Consider the following 11,435-nt stretch of genomic DNA (forward strand, 5'->3'; position numbering starts at 1 on the left):
GCCTGAGGGCCGCCATGACTTGGGCCGGGTCGGGCAAAGGCTGCTCTGGGCTGGCTTTTAACGTGGCTGCTGCAGCACAATCGTGTCCACCCCCGCCGTAGAGGGCCATCACCCTGCCCAACTGGGCAAACTCCTGCCGCGCCCGCCCGATCAGGCTGAGCCGCTCCCCCTGCCGCGCCACCAAGAGCAGCACATCCACTCCCGTCAGATCCATCAGCCGCATCACCAGGCCAGCCAAGCCGGGCACAAACTCCGGCAGCTCCAGCAGCCACTCTCCCAGGCGATACTCCCCCACCTGCTGCACCTGCATCTGGGCCAACCCCTGGCTGAGCAGCTCGCGCATCTCTGGGGTGAGGCCATCCCCCAAAAAGCGCCGCAACAAGACCAGGTTCACCCCCTGATCCAACAGCCAGCTCAGGGCAGCAGCATCGCGGGCGGTGGTCTCCGGGAAGGTCAGGGATCCCGTATCCATGTGAATGCCCAAAGCCAGCGCCAGCCGCTCAAAAGGGCTGAGAGGGATCCCAGCAGCCTGCAGCCGCTCCACCAGCAAGGTACAGGTGGCCCCCACGGCCTCGATATGGCTGTTGACCTGCTGCTGCGGCCAAAAGTTATCCAGTGGACTGGGGTGATGGTCGAAAATCTCAATCTGCGCGCCGGGGACGCTTAACCAAGCGGCAGCTTTGCCCAAGCGATCCGGATCGTGACAGTCCACCACAATCCACCGCTGCACCTGTCCCGGATCCACAGAGCGCAACTCAATGAGGGGAAATTCATCTCGGTACAGGGCCAAAAACTCCTGCACCCCCGGCAGGGATCCCCCGGTCAAGGCAATGCGGGCACCCGGATACAGGCGCGCCGCTCCCACCGCCGCCCCTAGGGTGTCGAAATCCGCCGATTGATGGCACAGGATCAGATCCATTGCGGCAAGGTTTGTCGTATTCCGCTCTTCCATCCTGGCCCAAGCCAGGATCCCTCTTGTTGGAATTGGACGAGGAGAAACGAACGGCTGCCCGACTTCGAGGGGCAAGTGGAAACCTTGAAGTTTCGGGATGAGTGTCGAGTTTTGATCAAAAAATGGGGTCTTTAACCCCGTCCTACGGCTATGCAGAAGCAGGCCAGTAGCGTGGGGAGTTATGTCCACAAGGAGCTTTTACAGCGTCGTCAGCTCCTTTTCTTTTTCTGCCAGCAGCTCATCGATCTTCTTAATGTAGCGGTCAGTTAGTTTCTGGATGGCATCCTGCAAGCTTTTGGACTCATCTTCAGACAGCTCGCCGTTTTTCTCCCGCTTGCGCACCGAGTCGATGCCATCCCGCCGGATGTTGCGGATCGAGACTCGCCCCTCTTCGGCCAGCTTGGCCACCTGTTTGCTCAGCTCTTTGCGCCGCTCTTCTGTCAGGGGGGGAATGGTGAGCCGCACCACCTTGCCGTCGTTGCTGGGGGTTAGACCTAGGTCAGAGGCAACAATGGCCCGCTCAATGGCCGCCAGGGTCGAGGGATCAAAGGGCTGGATCAAGAGAGTGCTGGAGTCTGGCGTGGTGAGGCTGGCCAGGGCCTTCAGGGGAGTGGGCACGCCGTAGTACTCCACCTGAATGCGATCCAGCAGGCTGGAATTGGCCCGCCCGGTGCGTACCGTATTAAAGGAGCGCTGTGTGGCTTGCACAGCTTTGTTCATCAACTCCTCAATCTCAGCTAGCTCCACGGGGTTTTCCTCGCTTTCAAAACAGTTTCCAGACAGTCAGGCTTGGGCAGCCAACCTGGCCCCTCTACGGTGAGCCTGACCTCAATTCTACCGCCTTGTCTTAGGATCCCGTTCCTCAGAGCTGCACCTGCAGTCGGCGAATTTCTCGCCAGATGCCCCCCAGTGGGATGGTACGAGCTCAAAGCTTCCCCTAAACTGCTCTGCAGTTTACTGCACAACACAGGCACAACAAAGTTTTATGCTCTCTCGCCAAATTGGTTCTTCAACGGCCCTAGCCTGGCTGATCGGCAGCTTGAGTCTCTTGGGTTTTGGAGCGGCTGCGGCAGCCTTAGAGCTGCAGATTGTGTCCCCCAATGCTTATAAAGTGCCCTACCTGGGAATTGATGGTGTTTTCACTCTGGATACGTCCCTGGAACAATCGGCCAACGATCCGCGCAATCCAAAGCGGGTGAAGTTTGAGAAGATGGAGTTCTTCTCCTTCTACGCCGATCTGGAGGGGAAAAAGCCCCTGGCGGAAAATTGTCGCTACGCCTATCGGGGGGCTGCGCCGGATCCCTTCTACTACCCCGATCGTTCCCTCAGTTCCATCTGGGATCTGTTTCAGTTGCAGCCTGGAGCAGACGCCAGTTGCGAGACCTTCACCTATGTGATTCTGCGGGCACCCCACGGGGATCCGGTGCACATGCACCTGCGCTACGGAGGCCGCAACAGCAGCTTCCAGGAACTTCTGAACATCAGCACTCTGCCCGAGGATCCTGCCAACTTCAACCCCTGGTGGAGCACCTACTGCGCGGAGGGGGTAACCGGCTGCGATTGATGGGCTGGGCGGCTCACAACTCCTGCCGGGCTTCCAGGGCACGGGCCAGGGTGACCTCGTCGGCGTATTCCAGCTCGGATCCCATGGGCAGGCCGAAGGCCAGGCGGGTCATGCGCAAGGTGGGGGCAACCGGCTTCAGGTAATCCTTGACCACGTGCATGGTTACTTCCCCCTCTACGCTGGGGCTGATGGCAAAGATCAGCTCCTGCGGTTTTTCCCGTGCCACCCGGGCCACCAGCTCGCGGATGTGCAGTTGATCGACCCCGATCCCGTTCATGGGGGAGATGAGGCCACCCAAAACGTGGTAAAGCCCCTTGAACTCGCGGGTGCGCTCCATCGCAATCAAGTCTTTGACGTCGGCCACCACGCACCACAGCAAGGGATCCCGCTGTGGCGAACGGCAAATCTCACAGGGATCCTCCGCTGACCAGTTGAAGCAGATGGAACAGTGCCGAACCGTCTGCTTGGCTTCCAGCAGGGCTTTGGCCAGGGCCTCGATCTCGCCGGCAGGCCGGTTGATCAAGTGGAGAGCTAGGCGCTGAGCGGTTTTGGAGCCAATGCCGGGCAGCCGTTGCAGCTCTTCGATGAGGCGAGCCAAGGGGCGAGTGTACATACAGAGTTAAGCAAGCGGGGTTAAGCAAGTGGGGCTCAACCCAGTCCCAACCCCGGCAGACTGATGTTTCCGGTCAGCTCTTCCATGCGTTTGCGCATCGTCTCAGCAGATTGGGTGTAGGCGTTCACCATTGCTGTCAGGAGCAAGTCTTCTACCACATCCACCGACTCCTGGAGAATCTGGGGATCCAGAGAGACTTTGAGAGGTTCTTGGTTGCCGTTGACCGTCACTTTCACCAGCCCATTGCCGGCTTCGCCGACGATCTCCATCTCTTCCAGCTCTTTTTGCAGCCTTTGAGCGCCATCGCGCACCTCTTGGGCTTTCTTGAGCGCTTCTTGGATTTTGCCGAAGGGGCCAAAGCCTCGAGTCATGGGATCCTCTCTTGGGTTATCCAGATACTGCTGTTCTACTCTACCCGTTTCCCCATCGCCGGTGAAAGCACTCGAAAGTTCAGGCCAGAAGTGCTCCGCACCGCTAAGGCGACCGGCCTTCCTTAGGTTGCCCTTAACTCTGGCAGATTATCCTCTCAAGAGAAGCCAAAGATCGACTCAAAAGCCCATCTGCTCATCGGTGTTCGCCGTCTGGAGGTGCCATGGCCCAACTGTTGCAGGATCCCCGATCTCAAGTGGCCCAGCCCAGTTCAACTCGGGTGGAGTCTTCTCCCTGGCGTTGGCGGCGCTGGATCCCGGAGCGTTGGTATGTGCATTTGGGCCTGGTGCTGGCCTGCTTGGTTCTGGGATTTCCGGTGTTGTACGCCCTGCTCGTGAGCACCCAGAACAATGCCGAGGTGTTCCGCTATCAATTGACCTTTGGCTCCTCTTTTGCCTTCAACTGGCATCAGGTGATGGTGGCGCGGCACTTGGGCCACTACATGGTCAACAGCACCATCGTGGCGGTGGCAATCACGGTGGGCAAGACGGTTTTGTCGCTGCTAGCCGGGCTGGCCTTTGTGTACTTCCGCTTTCCCGGCAAAGGGCTGGCCTTCGGCTTTGTGCTGATCACGCTGATGATGCCCACAGAAATCTTGATCATTGCCCTGCTGCGGTTGGTCACCAACTTGGGCTGGGGATCCACCTACTACGCTTTAATCGTGCCCTTTCTGGCCAGCGCCACGGCCACGTTTTTGTTCCGCCAGCATTTTTCCAACATTCCCCGCGAGCTGGCGGAGGCGGCCCAACTGGACGGGGCCAACCCGCTGCAATTTCTCACCCAGGTGCTGATCCCTTTGAGCTGGAACGCGATTGGGGCGCAGGCGGTGATTCACTTCGTTTACGCTTGGAATATGTACCTGTGGCCCCGCTTGATCGTGCAAGGCCGAGAGCGACAAGTGGTGCAGGTGGGGCTGCAATCCCTGCTCAATCTGGATAGCTCGGCCTCCTATGGCCCCATGATGCTGGGAGCGATCATCGCCAGTATCCCGCCGCTGCTGGTGTTTATTGCGCTGCAGAAGCCCTTCATGAGCGGGTTAGCCCTCAATCGCGACAAGTAAGCCCTTAGGTTCCCTTTCATGCCCAGAGATCTACGCCGTTTTATTGCTCTGCTGGAATCCCGTGGTCAGCTCCGCCGCATTTCGGCAGAAGTGGATCCGGATCTGGAAATTGCCGAGATTGCCGATCGCCTCTTGGCCTGCGGGGGGCCGGCGCTGCTGTTTGAGCGGGTGAAGGGATCCTCAATGCCGCTGCTCATCAACACCCTGGGCACGGTGGAGCGCATTTGCTGGGCGATGGGGATGGAGCAGCCGCAGGAGCTGGAGGAACTGGGAAAAAAGCTGGCCCTGCTTTACCAGCCGCGGCCACCGCGGAGCTTTGCCCAGGCGGTGGAGTTGGGACAGGCGCTGCTTAGCGTCTTCAAAGCGAGACCCAGCCGGGATCTGATCCCTCCCTGTCAGCAGGTGGTGCGGCGGGGAGAGGAAGTCGATCTCACCCAATTGCCCCTGTTGCGGGTCTACCCCGGCGATGCCGGACGGGTGCTGACCTTGGGCCTGATGGTCACCAAAGACCCGGAAAATGGGATCCCCAACGTGGGGGTGTACCGCCTGCAGTTGCAAAGCCGCAACACCATGACGGTGCAATGGCTGTCGGTGCGGGGGGCAACTCGGCATCTGCGCAAAGCGGCGGCCCTGGGCCAAAAGTTGGAGGTGGCGGTGGCGGTGGGGGTGGATCCGGTGGTGATTCTGGCGGCGGCCACACCTCTGCCGGTGGATCTGTCCGAGTGGCTGTTTGCCGGTCTCTACGCCGGAGAAGGGTTGCACCTGGCCCAGTGCAAAACGGTGGATCTGCAGGTGCCGGCTCATGCTGAGATCGTTTTGGAGGGCACCATCACCCCTGGGGAAGTGGCCCCCGACGGGCCTGCCGGGGATCACATCGGCTACTACGGCCCCCGCAACGAGCAGGCCCCTCTGATTCGCTTCCACTGCCTGACCCACCGCCGGGATCCCATCTATCTCACCACCTTCAGCGGCAAGCCCCCCAAAGAAAACGACATGATGGCGCTGGCCCTGAACCGCATCTACACCCCCATCCTCAGGCAGCAGGTGCCGGAGATTGTAGATTTCTTTTTGCCGATGGAGGCGCTGGGCTACAAAGCAGCCATCCTCTCCATCGACAAGGCCTACCCTGGCCAGGCGCGGCGGGCGGCTTTGGCTTTTTGGAGCGCCCTGCCCCAATTTAGCTACACCAAGTTTGTGATCGTGGTGGACAAGGATATCAATGTGCGGGATCCACGGCAGGTGCTCTGGTGTCTGTGTTCGCGGGTGGATCCGCAGCGGGATGTGTTTATTCTGGCGGACAACCCCTTTGACACCTTGGACTTTGCCACCGAAAAACGGGGTCTGGGGGGCAAGATGGGCATTGATGCCACCACCAAGATCCCCCCGGAAACCGATGCTCCCTGGCGGGAGCCCCTTGCTCCAGATCCAGAGGTGGCCCGCTTGGTGGATCGCCGCTGGGCAGAATATGGCCTGGCGGATCTCGATGGGCAGCCGGCGGATCCCCGCCTGTTTGGATACGATCTCTAAGCCCGCAGGGCCTCAATGGGATCCAGTTGCGCCGCTTTGCGGGCCGGGAAAATGCCGAAGACCAGCCCAATCCCAGTGGAAAGGGAGAACGCCACTCCCACTGCCACCCCATCGACTTGGGTCGCCAAGGGGGTGAATACCTGCACCGCCACCAGCAGGCCGCTGCTGAGGAGGATCCCGAGCACTCCCCCGGTCGCGGCAATGAAAATCGCTTCGGCGGCAAACTGCTGCAAAATCTGCCGGCTATCCGCCCCAATCGCCTTGCGCAGCCCGATTTCATGGGTGCGTTCCGCAACCGAGATAAGCATCACATTCATGATCCCCACCCCTCCCACCAGCAGGGAGAGGGCCGCCGTGCCCGTCAGCAGCACCCGCAACAGGCTCAAAATCCTGGCCGACCCATCCAGGAGCACTTTCTGGTTGCGGATGATGAAGTCATCTTCTCCCACCAATTGGTGCCGCTGGCGCAGCAGGTTGCGGATTTGGAACTCGGCAGCAGGCAGATCGGCTTCAGAGCGGGCCGAGACGAAAATCGCCGTCAGCTCTGTGCCGTAGGGGGAGCGTCGCCCGACCAACCGATTGGCCACCACGTCCACCGGCAGAAACACTCCGGCATCGCTGTTGCCAAACACCGTCGGCTTCGAGCGCAAAGTGCCGATCACCTCGAAAGGCAAATTGTTCAGTAGGACGGTCTCCCCAATAGCAGCGGTGGGATCCAGGCCGAACAACTGGCTGGCGGCATCGCTGCCCAGCACCACCACCGGGCGCTGTTCCTCGATATCCGAGGGCAAGAGGAAGCGGCCTGCCTCGATCTCCAGGTTCAAGACCGACAAATACTCCGGCCAAGTGCCGGTGGCCTCATAGCGGCGATCCACTCCACCTCGCACAGCGCGCACATTGGTGCCCAGGCTGGGGACAGCTGCTGACACGGCAGGCACTTCCGCCGCAATAGCCCGTACATCCTCCAAGGTGAGGGGGCGGATGTTGCCGGCATCAGCTAGGCCCAAGTTGGCCGAAAAGACGATCAGCAAGTTGGTGCCCAGAGAGCGAAATTGATCCACTGCCATCTCTTGGGCAGCATAGCCAAATCCGGCAATGGCCACCACCGCCGCATTGCCGATGAGGATCCCGAGCATGCTCAGCCCGGTGCGCAGGCGATGTCGTCGCACCATTTGCCAGGCCATTTTGGCCGCCGTTGCCAGGCTCATGGCTGTTGCTCCGCTCTTTTAATCAAAGTCTCTAGGTTCACCCCAGGAGGCAGGGCAGTAAAGACCCGATCCCCTGCCTGCAGACCGGAGAGGATTTGGGTAACTCCACCCTGAGTGATGCCCGTTTCCACGCGGCGATAGACAGGTTGCCGGCTTTGGGGATCCAGCAGGAGCACGCCTTCCTGGCTTTCCTCCCGGAGGATAGCCACTGAGGGCACCGTCAGAGCCTGAGGCTGGGGATCCCCAATGAAATCCACCGAAACAGTCATGCCGGTGCGCAAAAAGTCAGCTCCGGGTTCCGGCTCAACGAAGACGCGGAAGACGGTTACCTCCCGCACCACCACCGTAGCGGGTGCAATCCGCTTCACCCGCCCCTGCACCAGGCGGTCGGGGTAGGCCAGGGAGCGGATCTCCACCGGCTGACCCACCCGCACCTGGGCAATCTGGGCTTCTGGCACTTCTGCCCGCACCTCAATTCCCTGAGCCAGCGCCAAAATGGAGCTGGAAGAAGCTGCGGTGGCATCGGAAGCTGCTGTTGTGGGAGCTACAAAGGATCCCACCTCGGCAAAGCGCTGCACCACCACACCGGAAAAGGGGGCGCGGACTTCGGTGTCAGCCAACCGGGATTGCCGTTGGGCCAGCTCGGCTTGTGCCTGGGCAATTTGGGCTTGAATTTGCTGTAGGGTTTCCGGGCGGCTCCCCAGTTGCAATCGCTCCAACTCCTGTTGAGCAGCTCGCAAATCCGCTTGCGCTTGTTCCAGGCGGGCCGAGCGTTGATCCAGCTCGCTGCGGGCTACCACCCCCGCCTGCACCAGGGCCTGGATGCGCTCTAACTCCCTCTGAGCCAAGTCCACCTGCGACCGGGCAGCATCCACCCTGGCCTGGGCCGCCGCGATCACCTGGGGGCGCTCTCCGGCCTGTTGCTCCGCTAGACGGGCTTGCAGCTCTTGAATGCGGGCTTGGGCTTGGCGAATGCCACTGGCGAGATCGCCGTAGTCCATCCGGGCCAATAACTGCCCTGCCACCACTTCATCTCCCTGATCCACCAACAGCTCCGCCAAGCGACCCGACTCGCGGGGGCTGACATTCACCTGGCGGATCGGCTGCACCTGGCCGCTCACCCGCAGGCGTTGGGTCAGATCCACCACTTGAACCGGTACCGTCAATCTTTCCAGCCGTTCTGCCCTCTGCTGCTGCAGCTGACGCTGGATCAGGAGACCGCTGCCCCCTAGGCCGGCCAACAGCAAGCCCAAGAGCATCCAGCCGAAGGGAAATCTCTGGCGGCGGGGTTTGCTCTGGGGCAGAGGCTGATCTGCAGGCCTGGGAGTAGACAGGGATCCCGTCTTGGGCTCATCGGTGTGCAGGATCACAAAAGTCTCCCGTTTGTAACAAAAGCTTTATCTTTGTCTAGCCTATTGGAAAAATGGGGGAAGCGTAAACACAGTCTCCCACCTCTTGAGCTCTATGTCGGCCAGCTCTGTACAAAAAACAGCGACGATTGTTACCATGGTTAACTGCCGGTAGCGCGGGAAAGCCATGAACGTTCGCATCAATGCTGAGGAGATCATCCGCTCCATTGAAGCTGCCCAGATGAAGTCGGATCTGCCGGAGATTCGGGTTGGCGATCAGGTACGGGTGGGAGTTCGCATCCAAGAGGGGGGCAAAGAGCGGGTGCAAGCCTTTGAGGGCACGGTCATTGCCATGCGCCACTCCGGCATTAACCGCACCATCACGGTGCGCAAGGTTTTCCAGGGAATCGGCGTGGAGCGGGTTTTCCTCATTCACTCCCCGCGCATCGAGTCGATTCAGGTGCTGCGGCGAGGTAAAGTGCGCCGGGCCAAGCTGTTCTATTTGCGGGATCGGGTGGGCAAAGCCACTCGTATCAAGGCTAAGGCAGAGAGCCCAGATAGTTGAGGAACAGCTCCTCTGAAAATTAGGTGTACCTGCTACACTGGGTAAGCGGGTGTAACCTTTGGCCAATGCGTCCTTAGTTCAGTTGGTAGAACGTCGGTCTCCAAAACCGGATGTCGGGGGTTCGAGTCCTCCAGGGCGCGCTAACCATCAGACCCCCTGCGGCGATGGCTTAAGGTGGAAACACCCCATCTGAGGTGGTTTTGGCGGCCATGAAGTCTGTCTCCAATGTCCTCTCGGCTCTGTTGCTGGGGCTGCTGCTTTGGTTGGGGATCCCTGTCTGGCCTGGATCGGGTGTGGTGGCAACGGCAGCGAGCAACAGGGTAGATCACGAGATCGATCGACTGTTTGAGGAGGCCTTTGCGGCTACTCAGAGGGGAGATTTTGCCCAGGCGGAAGCCCTGTGGACTCAACTGTTGCAGATCCAGCCGGACAACCCGGCCCTGTGGAGCAACCGGGGCAACGCCCGTGTCAGCTTGCACCAACTGCAGGCAGCTCTGGAGGATTATGCTGAGGCCATTCGTTTGGCCCCTGAGGCGCCGGATCCCTATCTCAACCGAGGGGCTGCTTTGGAGGGGTTGGGGCGGTGGCAGGAGGCGATTGCAGACTACGAACGAGTGTTGCAGTTGGATCCCAACGATGCGGCAGCCTACAACAACCGCGGCAATGCGGAAGCAGGGCTGGGCCAATGGCAACAGGCTTTGGCCGACTACCGCCGCGCCACAGAATTGGCTCCCGACTACGCCTTCGCTCAGGCCAACTATGCTTTGAGCCTCTACCAGGTGGGTGAAACAGAAGCTGCTCTGCGCTTGATGCGGGCTCTGGTGCGCAAGTACCCGAAGTTTCCAGATATGCGGGCTGCTCTCAGCGCCATTCTTTGGGCGCAGGGTCGCCAGGGAGAGGCTGAAAGTCACTGGGTGGCTGTGCAAGGACTGGATCCCCGCTACGCCGACCTGGAATGGGTGAAAACCGTCCGCCGTTGGCCACCGGCAATGGTGGCAGCTCTGGAGCGTTTCCTTTCTCTCAAGTAGTGAGGCTTACGATTGCGGCGGAGGCACTCTGGGTCTTGACTCTGCGCATTGACGAAACAGTTGCTGGGGATCCCCGCAGCTAGAGCCTCAGGTTACATCCTGGCTGGGGGTATGGAGATTGCTAGATTGGGATCAAGCCGAGGGCGGATTCCAGCAGCAGGCTTAACCCAGAGCCAAGAGAGCGCAGAGGGATCCCAAAGGCTTTCAGCGAGCTGTGAAAAAAACTGTGTAAGGGATTGCTTCCTGCGACACCTTTTCGCCTTCTTCTTCGTCTGTTTCAGTCCTATCGCGGCGCGTGGTATCAACGTGAGTGCAATGGCTTGTTTCTCTCGCTCTTCTTCCTTCTTCCCTGATGGGAGAGGGAGGCTGCGAAATCACTGGAGCTGGGCAGGGCTGTTGCTCATGGTTCTGCAGCTTGGGCAACCCGCCGTGGCTCAGACGGAAACCCGAGTTTGGAGCGGAACCGGCCAAATTTTGAGCGGCCAGGGGCAGGGGGCGACGGTGCAATTGATCTTGGAAACGGGTGGCGGGCGTATCTGGAGCCAATCGGGGCCGGCTTTGGATGCACCCTTTTCCGGCGGCCATATTTCGGTAACCAGCGGTGATGGCACCTGGCAAATTCAATCGCAAGGGGATCAGTTGTTGGTCACCTTTTACCGCGGCGAGCAGATCATCCGCTGGCAACTGCGGCCCATGGGCGAGATCCCCAGCTCTTCTCCTTCTGCGCCATCCAGCTCCCTGAGCAGTGACTCCGCCCAGCCCGTAGCGCTGCCCGTCCAAGAGCTGGTGATTCCAGTACTGAAGAATTTGCCCGGCAACCCCTGAGGGATCCCTGCCCCGCCGGTTCTCGACCCATGAAACCTGGTGCGTTGGCCGCTGGGGCTATCAAACCTGTGGCCACTGGAATGGGCTGGGATGATTTTGGGGGCGGTGGGCCTGGGGATCCTATCCCATCGGCAGTTAGCCCGCCTGTTGTTTAGCTGAGCAGCGGGACACAGGGCAGGGGCAGTTGAGCCGCTGCCGCCGCATCCAGCAACCACAGCAGCCGTCCTCTGGGGTTTACGCGCTGGCAGGGTAGGTGGGCCTCGGTGGTCAGCGCCTCTTTCACGATGGGGGCTTTGTTCGCTCCGGTTACCAGGA

General features: G+C 60.3%; 12 protein-coding genes and 1 tRNA gene. 7 read left to right on the forward strand and 6 right to left on the reverse strand.

The annotated features are described in order from the left end of the window. On the reverse strand, positions 1–919 hold a 919-nt coding region (locus NW815_RS04810), incomplete at its 3' end, for a DHH family phosphoesterase (protein WP_414415768.1). A gap of 231 nt (positions 920–1,150) precedes the next feature. Then, positions 1,151–1,699, reverse strand: coding sequence for a ribosome recycling factor (gene frr / locus NW815_RS04815; RefSeq protein ID WP_011429597.1), 549 nt, complete (start codon positions 1,697–1,699; stop codon positions 1,151–1,153). A 238-nt stretch (positions 1,700–1,937) separates the two neighbouring features. On the opposite strand from frr, the gene NW815_RS04820 reads away from it, so the two are divergent. Then, positions 1,938–2,516 (forward strand): hypothetical protein, encoded by a 579-nt coding sequence (locus NW815_RS04820; RefSeq protein ID WP_414388156.1) that lies wholly within the window; start codon positions 1,938–1,940, stop codon positions 2,514–2,516. Between the two features lie 13 nt (positions 2,517–2,529). On the opposite strand, the gene recR is transcribed toward NW815_RS04820, so the two are convergent. Both recR and NW815_RS04830 read right to left on the reverse strand, forming a co-directional pair. Then, entirely contained in the window at positions 2,530–3,129 is a 600-nt protein-coding gene (recR, locus tag NW815_RS04825) for a recombination mediator RecR (RefSeq protein ID WP_414374697.1), read from the reverse strand. A 35-nt stretch (positions 3,130–3,164) separates the two neighbouring features. Then, positions 3,165–3,500, reverse strand: coding sequence for a YbaB/EbfC family nucleoid-associated protein (locus tag NW815_RS04830; RefSeq protein ID WP_414344527.1), 336 nt, complete (start codon positions 3,498–3,500; stop codon positions 3,165–3,167). A gap of 221 nt (positions 3,501–3,721) precedes the next feature. On the opposite strand from NW815_RS04830, the gene NW815_RS04835 reads away from it, so the two are divergent. Continuing rightward, on the forward strand, positions 3,722–4,618 hold the full coding sequence (locus NW815_RS04835) for a carbohydrate ABC transporter permease (RefSeq protein ID WP_414388158.1): 897 nt from the start codon (positions 3,722–3,724) through the stop codon (positions 4,616–4,618). Between the two features lie 18 nt (positions 4,619–4,636). Beyond that, positions 4,637–6,145 carry a UbiD family decarboxylase gene (locus NW815_RS04840; protein ID WP_414415769.1) on the forward strand — a complete coding sequence of 503 codons (1,509 nt, stop codon included), beginning with the start codon at positions 4,637–4,639 and terminating at the stop codon, positions 6,143–6,145. Here NW815_RS04840 and NW815_RS04845 read toward each other — a convergent pair. Beyond that, on the reverse strand, positions 6,142–7,353 hold the full coding sequence (locus NW815_RS04845) for an ABC transporter permease (RefSeq protein WP_414388620.1): 1,212 nt from the start codon (positions 7,351–7,353) through the stop codon (positions 6,142–6,144). The genes NW815_RS04840 and NW815_RS04845 overlap by 4 nt on opposite strands. Then, entirely contained in the window at positions 7,350–8,723 is a 1,374-nt protein-coding gene (locus NW815_RS04850; protein ID WP_414388621.1) for an efflux RND transporter periplasmic adaptor subunit, read from the reverse strand. Before NW815_RS04850 ends, NW815_RS04845 begins: the two co-directional genes overlap by 4 nt. Before the next feature lie 178 nt (positions 8,724–8,901). Here NW815_RS04850 and rplS point away from each other — a divergent pair, with 178 nt between their 5' ends. From rplS to NW815_RS04870, 4 genes are all read left to right on the forward strand, one after another. Next, a complete protein-coding gene (gene rplS / locus NW815_RS04855; RefSeq protein WP_414344540.1) occupies positions 8,902–9,267 on the forward strand; it encodes a 50S ribosomal protein L19 in 366 nt (121 codons plus the stop codon). A gap of 67 nt (positions 9,268–9,334) precedes the next feature. Then, positions 9,335–9,407, forward strand: a tRNA-Trp gene (locus NW815_RS04860). A gap of 69 nt (positions 9,408–9,476) precedes the next feature. Beyond that, complete coding sequence (locus tag NW815_RS04865) at positions 9,477–10,295, forward strand: tetratricopeptide repeat protein (RefSeq protein ID WP_414388622.1); 819 nt, start codon at positions 9,477–9,479, stop codon at positions 10,293–10,295. A 402-nt stretch (positions 10,296–10,697) separates the two neighbouring features. Next, positions 10,698–11,120 (forward strand): hypothetical protein, encoded by a 423-nt coding sequence (locus NW815_RS04870; protein WP_414344534.1) that lies wholly within the window; start codon positions 10,698–10,700, stop codon positions 11,118–11,120. The last annotated feature ends 315 nt before the right edge of the window (positions 11,121–11,435 follow it).

The organism is Synechococcus sp. R6-7, assembly GCF_047461695.1.
Taxonomy (GTDB): Bacteria; Cyanobacteriota; Cyanobacteriia; order Thermostichales; family Thermostichaceae; genus Thermostichus.